Annotated in this window: 11 protein-coding genes; all 11 read right to left on the bottom strand. The window is 63.0% G+C overall.

All coding sequences use genetic code 11. From position 1 onward, the window contains the following. Complete coding sequence (locus tag ACIQ2A_RS02955) at window positions 1-1,089, bottom strand: ABC transporter ATP-binding protein (RefSeq protein WP_398475574.1); 1,089 nt, start codon at window positions 1,087-1,089, stop codon at window positions 1-3. Beyond that, entirely contained in the window at window positions 1,086-2,624 is a 1,539-nt protein-coding gene (gene glpD / locus ACIQ2A_RS02950; protein WP_398475572.1) for a glycerol-3-phosphate dehydrogenase, read from the bottom strand. Before glpD ends, ACIQ2A_RS02955 begins: the two co-directional genes overlap by 4 nt. A 276-nt stretch (window positions 2,625-2,900) precedes the next feature. Beyond that, window positions 2,901-3,698: a DeoR/GlpR family DNA-binding transcription regulator gene (locus ACIQ2A_RS02945; protein WP_398475570.1), complete on the bottom strand. Its 798-nt coding sequence runs from the start codon at window positions 3,696-3,698 to the stop codon at window positions 2,901-2,903. A 161-nt stretch (window positions 3,699-3,859) separates the two neighbouring features. Further along, window positions 3,860-4,057, bottom strand: a complete 198-nt coding sequence (locus ACIQ2A_RS02940; protein WP_398475567.1) for a hypothetical protein — start codon at window positions 4,055-4,057, stop codon at window positions 3,860-3,862. Window positions 4,058-4,158: 101 nt separating this feature from the next. Further along, entirely contained in the window at window positions 4,159-4,590 is a 432-nt protein-coding gene (locus tag ACIQ2A_RS02935; RefSeq protein WP_398475565.1) for an acyl-CoA thioesterase, read from the bottom strand. A gap of 27 nt (window positions 4,591-4,617) precedes the next feature. Continuing rightward, complete coding sequence (locus tag ACIQ2A_RS02930; protein ID WP_398475563.1) at window positions 4,618-6,714, bottom strand: 3-hydroxyacyl-CoA dehydrogenase NAD-binding domain-containing protein; 2,097 nt, start codon at window positions 6,712-6,714, stop codon at window positions 4,618-4,620. An 8-nt stretch (window positions 6,715-6,722) separates the two neighbouring features. Then, on the bottom strand, window positions 6,723-8,006 hold the full coding sequence (locus tag ACIQ2A_RS02925; protein ID WP_398475561.1) for an acetyl-CoA C-acetyltransferase: 1,284 nt from the start codon (window positions 8,004-8,006) through the stop codon (window positions 6,723-6,725). Next, window positions 8,006-10,282, bottom strand: coding sequence for an acyl-CoA dehydrogenase (locus ACIQ2A_RS02920; protein ID WP_398475559.1), 2,277 nt, complete (start codon window positions 10,280-10,282; stop codon window positions 8,006-8,008). The genes ACIQ2A_RS02925 and ACIQ2A_RS02920 overlap by 1 nt, the downstream gene beginning before the upstream one ends. Window positions 10,283-10,621: 339 nt before the next feature. Next, a complete protein-coding gene (locus ACIQ2A_RS02915) occupies window positions 10,622-11,245 on the bottom strand; it encodes a flavin reductase family protein (RefSeq protein ID WP_398475557.1) in 624 nt (207 codons plus the stop codon). A 33-nt stretch (window positions 11,246-11,278) separates the two neighbouring features. Beyond that, window positions 11,279-11,881 (bottom strand): TetR/AcrR family transcriptional regulator, encoded by a 603-nt coding sequence (locus ACIQ2A_RS02910; RefSeq protein ID WP_398475555.1) that lies wholly within the window; start codon window positions 11,879-11,881, stop codon window positions 11,279-11,281. 18 nt (window positions 11,882-11,899) lie between these two features. Beyond that, window positions 11,900-15,046: an efflux RND transporter permease subunit gene (locus tag ACIQ2A_RS02905; protein ID WP_398475553.1), complete on the bottom strand. Its 3,147-nt coding sequence runs from the start codon at window positions 15,044-15,046 to the stop codon at window positions 11,900-11,902. Between the last annotated feature and the right edge of the window lie 18 nt (window positions 15,047-15,064).

Here is a 15,064-nt window from a genome sequence, read left to right as displayed (position 1 = left end):
TTACGCTCCCTTCGCCATGCCGGGAGCGGCGACCAGGCGGTCGCTGCCGTCGAAGACAAACAGATTGGCGGGATCGAGCACGGCGTCGAGCATGTGGCCGGGCTGGAATTCATGCACGCCCTGCAGCACCGCCACCCAGTTCGACGCATCGCGCTTCAGATGCACAAAGCTCTCCGAGCCGGTGATTTCGGTGACCGTAACTTCGGCCGGAAAGGCGTGACGGCCGGCAATGCCATTGGCGACTTCGAGCTGATGCGCGCGGAACCCGACGCGATAGGCGCCGTCAGCGAGCGATGCGTAAAGGCCGGCGGCCGGCGCATTGGCGCCGCCGGCGTAATGCACCTGTCCGTCCTTCTTCTCGATCGCGACCAGATTGAGCGGCGGATCGGAAAACACCTCGGCGACCTTCAGCGTTTCCGGATGACGATAGACCTTTGAGGTCACGCCATGCTGCAACACCTTGCCTTCCCACAGGCACAGTGTGCTGCCGCCGAGCAGCAGCGCCTCGGACGGTTCGGTGGTCGCATAGACGAAGATCGCGCCGGAGGCCTCGAAGATCTTTGGCAGTTCGGTGCGCAGCTCTTCGCGCAGCTTGTAGTCGAGATTGGCGAGCGGCTCGTCAAGCAGCACGAGATCGGCGCCCTTCACCAGCGCACGCGCAATCGCGGTGCGCTGTTGCTGGCCACCGGAGAGCTGCAGCGGCGTGCGCTTCAGATAAGGCTCCAGCTTGAGCAAGGCCGCGGACTCACGTACGCGCGTCTCGATTTCTGCCTTCGGCTTGCCTTGCACGCGCAGGGGAGACGCGATGTTCTCATAGACGGTGAGCGAGGGGTAATTGATGAATTGCTGATAGACCATCGCCACCGAACGCTTGCGGATGTCGATGCCGGTGACGTCCTTGCCGTCCACCAGCACACGGCCCTGGGCGGGCTTGTCGAGCCCGGCGAGCAACCGCATGATCGAGGTCTTGCCGGCCAGTGTCGGCCCGAGCAGCACGCTGAGGCTGCCGCGCTCCAAAGTGAGCGAGACATCGCGGATGGTCGTGATGCCATCCACCATCTGCGAGACGTGATCGAGGGTGACGCTCATGAACGCGCCTCCGCTTGTGCGGCGACGCTGTCATCTCGGTTCGCAGAGAGCCACGCGTCGAGCGCCACGATCTCCTCCCCTGACAATCGCAGGCCGAGTTTGGAGCGTCGCCAGACAATGTCCTCGGCGCTCACGGCCCATTCATGGGCCATCAGATAGCGCACCTCGCGCTCGGTCAATGTGGCGCCAAAGTCGCGGCCGAGATCGGCGGCAGACTTCGCATGCGCGAGAAGCTTTGCAGCACGGGTGCCATAGGCATGGACGAGACGGTTCGCATGCGCAGCACTCAGAAATGGATAGTCGCGGCGAATTTCGGCCGTCAGCGCTTCCACCGACGAGACATCAAAATCGCCGCCGGGCAGCGCCGCATGCGCCGTCCAGCCTTCTTTGGCCTTCGTGCCCTTGAGGTAAGGCGCGAGCTTTTCCAGCGCTTCCTCGGCCAGACGGCGATAGGTGGTGATCTTGCCGCCATAGATCGAGAGCAGCGGCGTGCCGCCGGGCAGATCGAGTTCGAGCACGTAATCACGCGTCGCGGCCTTGGCATCGCTGGCGCCGTCGTCATAGAGCGGGCGCACGCCGGCATAGGTCCAGACCACATCATCGGCGAGCACGGGCCTGGCGAAATATTCGCTGACCGAACTGCAGAGATAGGCGATTTCATCCGGCGTGATTTTCACGTCGGCGGGATCGCCGTGATAATCGACATCGGTGGTGCCGATCAGCGTAAAATCGTTCTGATACGGGATCGCGAAGACGATGCGGCCATCGGCGTTCTGGAAGATGTAGGCGCGATCATGTGCGTAGAGCTTCGGCACGATGATGTGCGAGCCCTGCACAAGCCGCACCTTCGCTTTTGCGTTCACCCCGGCGCCTGTTGCCAGCACATTCTCCACCCACGGCCCGCCGGCATTGACCAGCGTGCGCGCGTTGATGGTCTCGCGCTCATGGGTGAGCACGTTCTCGACGGTGACCTGCCAGATGCCGTCGGCCTGGCGGATCTCGACAGCGCGGCAGCGGGTACGGATATCGGCGCCGCGATCGGCGGCATCGCGGGCGGTGAGGACGACCAGGCGGGCGTCGTCGACGAAGCAATCGGAATATTCAAAGCCGCGATGGAAGCGGCCGGGGGTCAGCGGCTTGCCGGTCTCGTCCTTGTCGAGATCGAGGGTGCGCGTGGCCGGCAGCAGTTTGCGGCCGCCGATATGGTCGTAGAGGAACAGGCCCAGGCGCAGCAGCCAGGCCGGCCGCAGACCGGCGTGATGCGGCAGCACGAAGCGCAGCGGGCGGATGATATGCGGCGCGATCGCCCACAACACCTCGCGCTCCAGCAGCGCGTGACGGACCAGCTTGAAGTCGTAATATTCGAGATAGCGGAGCCCGCCATGGATCAGCTTGGTGGACCAGCTCGAGGTACCCGAGGCCAGATCCTTCATCTCGCAGAGAAACACGGAATTGCCACGGCCGACCGCATCGCGGGCGATCCCGCAACCGTTCACACCGCCACCAATGATTGCGAGGTCGTAGATCTGACCCACCCGGCTTCCCCTCTGCGCCAACAGTCTGGCGCCTCACATGGACGCGCCACCTTCGCTTTCAGCGATTTGGCTTTCGTTTCGGATTAAAGCACAAGTAAAAACGAAAGCAATGGGCGTTTTGGGGGGTGTCAAACGCCCGTTTTTGGCCATTGGCCTATCGACCGGGCTCAACCTGTCATCCCCCGCGAAAGCGGGGGATCCAGTAACCACTGGCTCAGGCCATAAACGGCGCTGTCTACTGGGTTGCCCGGTCAAGCCGGGCAACGACAAAAGAGGTTAAGCCTCCTCCGCCTCATCCTCGGCGCCCGGCAGTGCCTCAATCACCTTCACCCCCCGGCTCCTGCAGATCTCCTGCAACGCCAGCGGCAGGGCCGTATCGGTCACGAACGTGTGGATCTGGCTGACATGCGCGATGCGCACCGCGGCGCTGCGGCGCAGCTTTGTGCTGTCGCAGACCAGCATGACGCTGCGGGCATTTGCGATGATCGCCTGCGCCGCCTGCACCTCGCGATAGTCGAAATCGAGCAGCGCACCCTCCTCGTCGATCGCCGAGGCGCCGATGATGGCGTAGTCGACCTTGAACTGGCCGATCAGCTTGATGGCTGTCGAGCCAATCACCGCGCCATCTGCACGGCGCACCGTGCCGCCGGCGACGATCACCTCGATATGCGGATGGCGGTACAGCATCATCGCCACATTGAGATTGTTGGTGATGACCAGCAGGTTCTCGTGATTGGTCAGTGCGGCCGCGACTTCCTCGGTGGTGGTGCCGATATTGATGAAAAGCGACGAACCGTTGGGAATCTCGGCCGCAGCGGCAGCGCCGATCGCCTTCTTTTCGTCGGCAGCGACGAAGCGGCGGGCTTCATAAGCAAGATTTTCCGTGCCCGAGGCGACGATGGCGCCGCCATGGATACGCGTCAGCAGCCGCTGGTCGCAGAGATCGTTGAGGTCCTTGCGGATGGTCTGAGCCGAGACTTCGAAACGGCGGACCAGGTCATCGACCATCACGCGGCCAAAGGCGCGGGCGTGATTGAGAATTTCGGATTGGCGATGGGGAAGCCCGGCAGTCACATCAGCACCTCATGGAATGATTCCATGGTGGTGATGTTGGCGATGCGGGTCAACTTGGCTCGTCATGCCCCGGCACCCACGTCTTGGCGGCCGTCGCAGGAAGGCGTGGATGGCCGGGACAGGCCCGGCCATGACGGAGTTATAACAACTCTGTTCAGTGCTTACGCAGCTGTCGCCGCGACCGGCGTGCCCTGAGCGAACTGGAATGCAGCCCGCTCGGCCTCACGCGCATTGCGGAAAATCTGGCCATCCATCCCGTTGAACTTGTGAGACGCGGCAAAAAAGCGAAAACCGCCGGGATCGCGAACCACGATGCCGGCTGCCTGCGACGAGACTTCGATAATATAGGTGTCTGACATGGCGGCCCCTTTCGCGATGCGCCGTTTCGCGAATACGCTTTGCATATTCCGGGCCACTAACCGGGACGGTGGTAAATCGTTCCCGGCGCCGTTTAGAATTCCTATGCCGTAATCGTCGCATCCGGCTTCTGGATCACCTGCGGACGGCCGTTTTCGTCGATGGACACGAAGGTAAAATTGCCGTCAGTGACCAGGATCGGGGCGCTTTCGTTGCGGCGAAGCACCCAGGCTTCGATATGCAGCGTCAATGATGTGCGGCCCATGCGCACGAGATTGGCATGCACGGAGACGACATCGCCCACATGCACGGCCTTGCGGAAGGTCATCGCCTCGATCGCGACCGTGACGGTGCGGGTCTTGGCGACCTTGGCTGCTGCCATGCCGCCACCGAGATCCATCTGGCTGAGCAGCCAGCCGCCGAAAATATCGCCATTGGCATTGGTGTCCGCCGGCATCGCGACGGTACGGATGGTCAGGTCGCCAGTGGGCTCGGTGCCGAGACCGGTGGCGGGCTGATTCGTTGATTCAGTCATGAGCAGTGAGTGCCTGAAGTTGAGTCATTAGGAGAAGGTGTCCCAGCCCTCGTCCGGCGCGAAACGGTCGCCGTATTTCGCGGCCAGCGTGCGCAGCGTGGCGGCGACATTATCGGGGCCACGCGAGCGGGCATAGTTTAGAGGGCCGCCGCGGAACGGGGCGTAGCCGGTGCCGAAGATCATGGCGCCATCGACCACATCGGGATCGTCCACGATGCCTTCCCGCAGGCAGGCGACGCAGACATTGGAGATCGGCAGCACCAGACGGTCGATCATCTCCTGCGACGGCCGTGCGGTAGCGGCAGCGGCCGAGCTCTTCTCGGCCTTGCCGTCGCGCCACGTATAGAAGCCCTTGCCGGTCTTCTTGCCGAGTTCGCCGCGATTGACCTTCTCACGCAACCACGCCGGCGTCGGCGGCAGGAGGTCGCCGAATTTCGAGCGCAGCATGTCGCCGACGGCCATGCAGATATCGAGGCCGACCTGATCGGCCAGTTCGATCGGGCCCATGGGCATGCCGAATTGTTCGGCCGCAGCGTCGATGGTCTCCTTCTCGACCTTCTCGTCGAGCAGCATCATCGCTTCCAGCATGTAGGGCGTGAGTGCACGATTGACCAGGAAGCCCGGCGACGACTTCACCGGCAGCGGCAGGCGATCGATGGCGCCGACAAAGGCTGTGGCACGCTTCAACACATCCTGATCGACGCCGTCATGGCTGACGACCTCGACCAGTTGCAGGCGCGACACCGGATTGAAGAAGTGCAGCCCGAGGAAGCGGCCGGGATGGGCCAGCGACGATCGCAAATCCTGCAGCGGAATGCTCGACGTGTTGGTGGCGAGAATCGCATCTGGCTTCATGCGCGGCTCGAGCGCGGCATAGACCTTCTGCTTGAGGTCGAGTTTCTCGGACACCGCCTCGATGATGAGATCGGCACAGCGCACGCCCTCGCCGTCGAGATCCGGGATCAGGCGGTCGAGCGTATCGCGCTGATCGGTGCGCTTGCGGATGATTTTCGCGTAAAGATCGGCAGCGCGCTTGATGGCGCTGGCGAGCGGCTCCGCCTTCATGTCGGCAAGCGTGACGCGCAGGCCCTGATGCGCGCACCAGGCGGCGATATCGCCGCCCATGGCGCCGGCACCGATGACATGGACATGCCTGATTCCGCCATCGCCCGCGCCGGCAAGCTTCTTCATCGCTTCGCGCAGGAAGAAGACGCGGATGAGATTCTGCGCCGTGGTCGTGACCATCAGCCGGGCGAAAGAGCCCTGCTCGGCCTTGAGCATCGCGGCGCGGTCGCCGCCATGCTTTTCCCACAGATCGATCAGCGCATAGGGCGCGGGATAATGTTCGCGCGGCGCCTGTTTGGCGGCTTCCGCCACCATACGCGAGGCGAGAATGCCGCGCACCGGAGAGAAGTTCAGCAGCGGGATCAGCGGCGACGGTTTTGCCCGCTTGAGGCGGCCGAATACCGCTTCTTTCACCGCATTGCGGACATGGCGTTCTTCGGTGACGGCATCGACAAGGCCGATGGCTTTCGCCTTGCGGGCATCGATGGTCTTGCCGGTGAGCATCATCGGCATCGCCTGCAGCGGCGAGACCAGATGGGTGAAGCGTGCGGTGCCGCCGAGGCCGGGATGCAGGCCGAGCATCACTTCCGGGAAGCCGAAGCGGGCGCCATCGATGGCAATGCGCATCTGGCAGGCCAGCGCGATCTCGAGGCCACCACCGAGGCAGAATCCGTGGATCACAGCGACCGTCGGGATTTTTAACGCCTCAAGGCGATCGACCACCGCATGCGCACGCGCGATTTGGGCCTCGATGGCGCCGGCATCGCTGCCGCGGAATTCATTGATGTCGGCACCAGCAATGAAGCCGGATGACTTTGCGGAGCGGATCACGATGCCGGTGGGACGCTGGGTTTCCAGCGCGGTCAGCACCATGTCGAATTCCAGCAGTACTTCTTCTGATAGCGTATTCGCGGTGGACTCTGCTCGGTCAAACAGAAGCCACGCCACGCCATCGGCATCGCGGGTCAGCTTGAAATTGCGATAGGTGTCGCTCGTGTCAGGAGTAGGCCCGAGTTCGAGCGCACGGTCCTTGAGGGCGTCCAAAATTCTGCTGTCCATGACGCGCCTCACACCGTCTCGATCAACATCGCACCACCGAGCCCGCCACCGATACATTCGGTGGCGATGCCGCGCCGGGTGCCGAGCCGCTTCATGGCATTGACGAGATGCAGCACGATGCGGTTGCCGGACGTGCCGACGGGATGGCCAAGGCTGATAGCACCGCCATCGACATTCAGCTTGGCACGGTCGATTTCGCCGGCCGCGCCATCGAGACCGAGCACCTCGCGGCAGAACTGCTCGTCCTTCCAGGCAGCCAGACAGCCGAGCACCTGGGTGGCGAAAGCCTCGTTGAGCTCCCAGGTCTCGATGTCGTGGATCGTCATGTTGTTGCGCTTGAGCAGGTCATGCGACGACAACACCGGGCCGAGCCCCATGATCGAGGGATCGAGCGCCGACCACTGGCTATCGAGGATGACAGCCTTGGGCGTGAGCTTGTGTTTCACCACGGCTTCTTCGGAGGCGAGGATCACCCAGGATGCGCCATCGGTGATCTGGCTGGAATTGCCAGCGGTGACCTGTCCCCACGGCCGCTCAAACACCGGCTTCAGCATTGCGAGCTTGTCGGCCGAGGAATCCAGCCGCACGCCATCGTCGTGATCGTAGAACTTGCCCTTGCGATCGAAGGCAGTCTCGACCTCGCCTTTCAGCCAGCCCTGCTCCTGCGCACGCGCGAGACGCTTGTGGCTTTCCGAGGCATAGGCATCGGCCTGCAGACGCGTGATACCGAAGAGATGGCCGACCTTCTCGGCGGTTTGGCCCATATTGAGATCGGTGATGGGATCGGTGAGGCCGCGCTCGAGGCCGATCACCGGCTTGAAATAAGCGGGCCGCGCCTTGGCGAAAGCAGCGAGTTTGGCGAGCGGCCCCTTGGCCATTGCGAGGCCAGCGAACCAGCGCACGCCGTTCTGCGGCCAGACCAAAGGCGCGTGGCTGAGCGCTTCGGCACCACCGGCGAGAATGAGATCGGCATTGCCCTCGCGGATATAGCGATAGCCGGTGTCGATGGACTGCATGCCGGAGCCGCAATTGATCTGCACGGTGAAAGCCACCATGCGCTCGCCCATGCCGAGCCGGAGCGCTGCGACACGGGCGGGGTTCATCTCGTCCGCAATGACATTAACACAGCCGAGGATAACCTGATCGAAAGCGTTCGCCGCAAAAGGCTGCCGTGCCAATAGCGGGCGGCCACATTGCACAGCAAGATCAACCGGCGTGAACGGGCCGGGCCCGCTGCGCGCCTTCAGGAACGGCGTGCGGCTCCCGTCGACGATATAGACTGGTCTTGTCATCAGGATGCTGCTCGCTGGTCACCAAGTTCCTGGAAGAACTGATGCACATTGTCCGACTTCTTGGCCAGTGGCGACAGATCTTCCGGCGCGAAATCGTCCACCTCGATCACCAGCCTGGCGGCCTCGCGCGCAGCTTCCAGCCGCTCGCCTTCCGCTTGCGTAATCACGCCCTGCGCCACGGCCTGCTTCCAGTCCTTCAGTTTCGCGGTTCGGATGCGTTTGGCAATATCGTCAGTGGATGTCACCAGTTTGAAGGCCGTTTCCAGCCGTGCCAGGCCGCGATCGTCATCCACATGCGCAAGGTCTGGTGTCAGCCGGTCGCGTGTGGCCGAGGGCTCCAGAATCATCTGGGCACAGAGATGCACGACGCGGTCCGACGGGCCGAGCACCGACGCACCAAATGGCTGCACGACGAATTTCAGGATCGCCGCGACAAAGCGGTTCGGCAGATTGGCGAGGATTTCGGCAAAACGGTTCTCGATGGTCTTGAAGCCCGTGGCCATGCACCATTCGAGCGCCGGCAGATCGTCCTGCTGGCGGCCTTCGTCTTCCCACCGTTTGAGCGCGGCCGAGAGAAGATAGAGCTCGGAGAGAATATCGCCGAAGCGCGCCGACAGCATCTCCTTGCGCTTCAGCGCGCCGCCCAGCGTCAGCAGTGCCATGTCGGCGCAGAGCGCGAAGGCCGACGAATAGCGCGACAGCTGGCGATAGAACTGCGTGGCGGCACCTGCATCGGGCACGGGCGCAAAAGCGCCACCGGTCCAGCTGCGGCCCCAGGCGCGGAACAGCGTGGTGACGCTATGGCCCACATGTTTCCAGAATGCGGTGTCGAAGGCGTCGAGCCCCTTCTTTTTGTCGGGATCGCTGAGGGCATTCATCTCCTGTAGCAGATAGGGATGCGCGCGGATGGCGCCCTGCCCGAACACGATCAGATTACGCGTCAGGATATTGGCGCCCTCCACCGTGATGCCCACCGGCACCGCGCGATAGAGATTGCCCATGTAATTCTGCGGGCCATCGATGACGGCCTTGCCCGCGTGGATGTCCATGGCGTCGTCGATAACAGTGCGCATCCGCTCGGTGGCATGCAGCTTCATGATGCCAGAGATGACAGCGGGGTGATGGCCCTGATTGAGCGCCGCCGATGTCAGGCGTCGCGCGGCGTCGAGCAGATAAGCGGTGCCGGCGATGCGGGCGAGCGGCTCCTCGATGCCTTCGAATTTCGAGATCGAGATATTGAACTGCTCGCGGATGCGGGCATAGGCGCCGGTGGCGCGGGCGGCATAGGCGGCACCGGCCGCGGAGAGCGACGGCAGCGAGATGCCGCGGCCAGCGGCGAGCGCCGACATCAGCATCTTCCAGCCCTGCCCGAGCCGCTCCTGCCCGCCGATGATGTAATCGAGCGGGATGAAGACATCGCGGCCCCAGTTCGGGCCGTTCTGAAACACCTGCATCGACGGCAGGTGGCGCTTGCCGATTTCGACGCCCGGAAGATCATGCGGGATCAGCGCGACCGTGATGCCGAGCTCGTCCTGATCGCCGACGAGATGATCGGGGTCATAGGCCTTGAAAGCGAGACCGATCAGCGTGGCGACGGGGCCGAGGGTGATGTAGCGCTTGTGCCAGTTCAGGCGCAGGCCGAGCACGTCCTGGCCGTCAAAGGTGCCCTTGCAGATGATGCCGCTGTCGATCATCGACGCGGCATCGGAGCCGGCTTCCGGACTGGTGAGCCCGAAGCAGGGAATGTCGCGGCCATCGGCGAGACGCGGCAGCCAGCGCTGGCGCTGTTCGTCGGTGCCGAATTTCATCAGCAGTTCGCCGGGGCCCAGTGAGTTGGGCACCATTACGGTGACGGCAGCGACCACCGAGCGCGACGAAATCTTGCGCACCACTTCCGAATGGGCATAGGGCGAGAAGCCGAGACCGCCAAATTCCTTTGGGATGATCATGCCGAAGAATTTTTCGCGCTTGATGAAGTCCCAGACCTCCGGCGGCAGGTCGCGCAACTCCCAATTGATCTTCCAGTCGTCGATCATCTCGCAGAGACGATCCACAGGCCCGGTCATGAAGGCCTGCTCTTCCGCCGTCAGCGTGGCCGGCGCGACCTTGAGCAGCTTGTCCCAATCGGGATTGCCCGTGAACAGATCCGCATCCCACCAGACGTCGCCAGCCTCCAGCGCCTCGCGCTCGGTGTCCGACATCCTCGGCAGCACGCCCTTGGCCCAGCCGAAGATCGGCTTGGTGACGTAGTCCTTGCGCAGGCTTGGGGAGCTCATGGGAAGTCCTCTTCATCGGCGCGGCCGGGCTTCCGGGCGGAAGACGAGCCACTCAAAGGCATTCGCTCTAGCGGGACGGCGTTGGTTTCAGCTTAGCTTTCGCATTGAAATTTAAGCGAAATTGGCCAGCATTGAGCCATCGATAACGGCAAGGATACCGCATCGGTTCCATCAAGGCGAATGGAGGCTGCGTGGCAGGAGGTCGCGCGACCGGTCGTCCCCGCGAAAGCGGGGACCCATAGACACCGTCGGCGCGGTTATTGGCTCAGGCGGCGACAGCGTTTCGATCAGATCTTCGGAGGGTATGGGTCCCCGCTTTCGCGGGGACGACACCGAGTGTCAATCCGGCCGCACCATCTCGAACATGTCGTCATGTTTGACCGTGAAATAATCGCCCTGACGGCCGGCGCGGACGATCGGGCTGGCCAGGGCCGTGCGGTACACGCCGTCCACGATCAGGGTCTTGTCGATATGGACCGCCACCACTTCGCCCATGGTGAGGAAGGCATTGGCGGACTGGCCATCGGCACGCTTCAGCTCGATGATCTCGGTGACCTTGCATTCGAAGGAGACACGCGCCTCGCCGACGCGCGGAACGCTCACCAGCGTACTGGGCACCGGGGTGAGGCCGGCCACCTCGAATTCGTTCACGTCCGCATCGACATGGGCGGCCGTGGCGTTCATCTGCTGAGCCAGATCAATGGTGGCCAGATTCCAGACGAATTCGCCGGTTTCCTGCGCATTGCGGGTGGAGTGCTTGATGCCCATGCTGGAGAAGCCGATCAGCGGCGGCTTGTAGTTGAAGCCGTTGAAAAAGCTGTAGGGCGCGAGATTGACGCGGCCATCGGCGCCCTTGGTCGAGACCCAGCCGATCGGACGCGGCGCGATAATGGCGTTGAAGGGGTCGTGCTTCAGACCATGTCCGTTGCGGGGCTCGTAGCTGTGGAGTTCGAAAGCGCTCACGGGATATCCCTTTATTGACCGACGCTTCGAGGTCTAGCCCCGCGGTGCCAGCCCGGCAAGGACGAAGTCGACCATCTGGTCGATGGAGGGACCAGGCTTGTCGGCAGCCTCGACGATCATCTGGGGATGGAAATAGCGGATCATCGCCGCACAGACGCACATGGCGGCCAGAGGTACATCCGGTGCGTGAAATTCGCCGGATGCGGCGCCATCGGCGATCACTTGGCCGATGGCCCCGGTCACGCATTCGATATGGGCGAGGCAGACGTCCCAGCTCTCTTCCATGGCGATCGACACCATTTCATGCAGCTTGGCGTCGCCGACATAGCGCTCGGTGTTCATCTGGTGGATCGTGACCAGCAACTCGCGCATCCGCTGCGACGCCGGCTGCGGCTTGGCCACGATGGCCGTTGCTGCAACCTCGACTTCCCCCATCAGCCGCCTGGCCACGGCCGAAATGATCGACTTCTTGGAGTCGAAGAAGCGATAGACATTGGCCGGCGACATCCGCAGCAGTTTCGCGATATCAGCGACGGTGGTCTTCTGATAGCCCAGTTCGCGGAACAGCTTTTCAGCCGTCACCTCGATCCGGGTGCGCATATCGTCGGTTTCGGTATGGTCGGAAACAAGCGTCATCTTGAGCAAGCTATCTTCTTATTCGGCAGCAGCGGCAAGCGGAAAGGCGAGCTGTTTGTCGTGATGCTGCGGCGCATGATGCTCTGTATCTTCACCGGGACCGCGCTCATCGAGGCTCTTCCTGAACCACAGCGCATAGAGGCCGGGCAGATAGAGCAGCGTGAGGAAGGTCGCGACGAACAGACCGCCCATGATGGTGACCGCCATCGGGCCCCAGAAGGCCGAGCGTGACAGCGGGATCATCGCCAGGATCGCCGCCAGCGCGGTGAGCACCACCGGACGCGCACGGCGCACCGTCGCCTCGACGATCGCCTCGGCGCGGGTCAGACCATGCGCCACGTCGGTCTCGATCTGATCGACGAGAATGACCGCGTTACGCATGATCATGCCGGCCAGCGCGATCAGGCCCAGCAGCGCGACGAAGCCGAACGGCTTGCCGGCGACATTCAGCGCCAGCGACGCGCCGATGATGCCGAGCGGCGCCGTCAGGAACACCAGGATAAGCCGCGAGAAGCTTTGCAGCTGGATCATCAGCAGCGTCAGCATCACGATCATCATCAGCGGGAAGAGCAGCGCGATCGAGGCATTGCCCTTGTTGCTCTCCTCCACCGCGCCGCCGATCTCGATGCGATAGGCGGGCTCCAGGCTATCGCGGATCTGCTGCAGCTGCGGCCAGATCTGGTTGGTGACATCCGGCGGCTGCACGCCATCGGCGACGTCGCTGCGCACGGTGATCGCCATGTCGCGGTTACGCCGCCACAGGATCGGCTCCTCATGCGAGTATTCGATATTCGCCACCTGGGTCAGCGGCACCGCAACGCCATTGCGCGCGATGATGGTGAGATCGCCAACCTTGCCGAGATCAAGACGCTCCGACGGCACCGCACGAGCGACGACGGCGACCTTTTCGATACCGTCACGGATGGTGGTGACCGTCGTGCCGGAGATCAGCAGCGCCAGCGACTGCGAGACATCCTGCGGCGTGAGACCGAGTGCGCGCGCACGGTCCTGATCGACGACGAGCTTGAGGTAAGGCGACTGTTCGTTCCAGTCGAGCTGCGCTTCCATGATATTCGGATTGGCGCGCATGACGTCGCGCACCTTGTAGGCGATATCGCGCACCTTCGCTGTGTCCGGGCCGATGACGCGGAACTGAACGGGGAAGCCGACCGGCGGGCCGAAATTGAAGCGATCGACGCGCACGCGGGCCTCGCTGAGCTGGCCGTCAGTCACAGCCTTCTCGATCTTCGCCTTGATACGCTCGCGCGACTCGACGCCCTTGGCGACGATCACGATTTCAGCGAAGGCCTCATTGGGCAATTGCGGATTGAGACCAAGCCAGAAGCGCGGCGAACCGCGGCCGACATAGGATGTATAGGTCGCGATATCCTTGTCGTCCTTGAGCAGGGTCTCCGCTTTCTGCACCGACTTCTTGGTGACATCGAAAGCAGTGCCTTCCGGCAGGCGCAGCTGGAAGAACAGTTCGGGGCGTTCGGAGAGCGGGAAGAACTGCTGCTGGACATGGCCGAAGCCAACCACCGAGGCGAAGAAGATGCCGACGGTGGCCACCACCACCTTGATGCGATGATTGACGCACCACTGCACCACACCGCGCAGGATGCGATACATGCGCGTCTCGTAGATTGCATGCGGATCGTGATGCGCAGCCCCGTGTGCGGCCATATTCGGCAACAGCTTGACGCCGATATAGGGCGTGAAGATCACGGCCACGAACCACGACGCCACCAGCGCGATGGCCACGACCCAGAAGATGCTGCCGGCATATTCACCGACCGCCGAATTGGCGAAACCGATGGGCAGGAAGCCGGCGGCCGTCACCAGCGTGCCGGTGAGCATCGGGAAGGCAGTGGATTCCCAGGCGAAAGACGCCGCGCGCACGCGGTCCCAGCCCTGCTCCATCTTCACCACCATCATTTCGACAGCAATGATGGCGTCATCGACGAGCAGGCCGAGGGAGATGATCAGCGCGCCGAGCGAGATGCGATGCAGGTCGAGCGAGATCGCATTCATCACCATGAAGACGATGCCGAGCACCAGCGGCACCGACAGCGCCACCACGATGCCGGTGCGCCAGCCGAGCGCGAGGAAGCTCACGAACAGCACGATGGCCAGCGCCTCGACGAAAGAGCGCGTGAATTCGCCGACGGCCTCCTCGACCACATGCGGCTGATCGGCGATCTGCTCGATCTCGATGCCCTGCGGCACTGCGGCCATAAAACTGTCGGCGGCCTTCTTCACATTCTCGCCGAGCTGGAGAATGTTGGCGCCCTTGGCGGTGACGACGCCGATGCCGAGCGCCGGCTTGCCCTTTTGCTGGATCTGGAAATCCGGCGGATCGACGAAGCCATGGGTCACATTGGCGATGTCGCCCAGGCGGAAGGTGCGGCCATTGCTCTCCACCGGAGTCGAGGCGACAGCCTTCACGCCATCGAGCGCGCCGGTGACGCGCAGTGGCACGCGCTGCGAGGACGTCTCGACGGTGCCGGCGGGCGTGATGGAATTCTGCTTGGCAAGCGAGTCGAACAGCGCCTGCGTCGTGATGCCCAGCGTGGCGAGCTTCGCATGCGAGAACTCGACAAAGATGCGCTCGTCCTGGGTGCCATAGAGATTGACCTTGGTGACGCCATCGACCTTGAGCAGGCGCTGGCGCAGGCCTTCGGCGACCTTCTTCATCTGCGCGAAGTCGGCGCCATCGCCGGTCATCATGTAGAGGATGGAATCGACGTCGCTGAATTCGTCATTGACGGTGGGACCGATCAGGCCCGTCGGCAGGCTGCCCTGCACGTCCGCAAGCTTCTTGCGCAGCAGATAGAAGAGATACGGCACATCCTTCGGCGGCGCGTTGTCCTTGAACGACACCTGCAGTGCGGTGAAAGACGGCTTCGAATAGGTCTGGACCTTGTCGAAGTACGGCAGCTCCTGCATCTTCTTTTCGATGGGATCGGCGACCTGCTCCTGCATCTCCTTGGCGGTCGCGCCCGGCCAGATCGCCGTGACGTTCACCACCTTGACGGTGAAGAACGGATCTTCGGCCCGGCCGAGCTTTTCGTAGGAGAAGAAGCCGGCAAAGCCCAGCGCAATGATCATGAACAGGATCAAAGTGGGATGCGCAACGGCCCAGGCCGAGAGGTTGAAGCGATGCATCGGCTTCGTCCTTTATGT

This window comes from Tardiphaga sp., from assembly GCF_044336785.1.
Lineage (GTDB): Bacteria > Pseudomonadota > Alphaproteobacteria > Rhizobiales > Xanthobacteraceae > Tardiphaga.
Note: the sequence above shows the minus strand (reverse complement) of the source record. Positions and strands in the feature narration are given on the sequence as shown.

What these genes read in the sequence shown, in the direction of transcription:
- ACIQ2A_RS02905 (WP_398475553.1), bottom strand. Translation starts at nt 15,046, where the DNA reads ATGCATCGCTTCAACCTCTCGGCCTGGGCCGTTGCGCATCCCACTTTG.
- ACIQ2A_RS02930 (WP_398475563.1), bottom strand. Translation starts at nt 6,714, where the DNA reads ATGGACAGCAGAATTTTGGACGCCCTCAAGGACCGTGCGCTCGAACTC.
- ACIQ2A_RS02935 (WP_398475565.1), bottom strand. Translation starts at nt 4,590, where the DNA reads ATGACTGAATCAACGAATCAGCCCGCCACCGGTCTCGGCACCGAGCCC.
- ACIQ2A_RS02925 (WP_398475561.1), bottom strand. Translation starts at nt 8,006, where the DNA reads ATGACAAGACCAGTCTATATCGTCGACGGGAGCCGCACGCCGTTCCTG.
- ACIQ2A_RS02910 (WP_398475555.1), bottom strand. Translation starts at nt 11,881, where the DNA reads ATGACGCTTGTTTCCGACCATACCGAAACCGACGATATGCGCACCCGG.
- ACIQ2A_RS02940 (WP_398475567.1), bottom strand. Translation starts at nt 4,057, where the DNA reads ATGTCAGACACCTATATTATCGAAGTCTCGTCGCAGGCAGCCGGCATC.
- ACIQ2A_RS02955 (WP_398475574.1), bottom strand. Translation starts at nt 1,089, where the DNA reads ATGAGCGTCACCCTCGATCACGTCTCGCAGATGGTGGATGGCATCACG.
- ACIQ2A_RS02920 (WP_398475559.1), bottom strand. Translation starts at nt 10,282, where the DNA reads ATGAGCTCCCCAAGCCTGCGCAAGGACTACGTCACCAAGCCGATCTTC.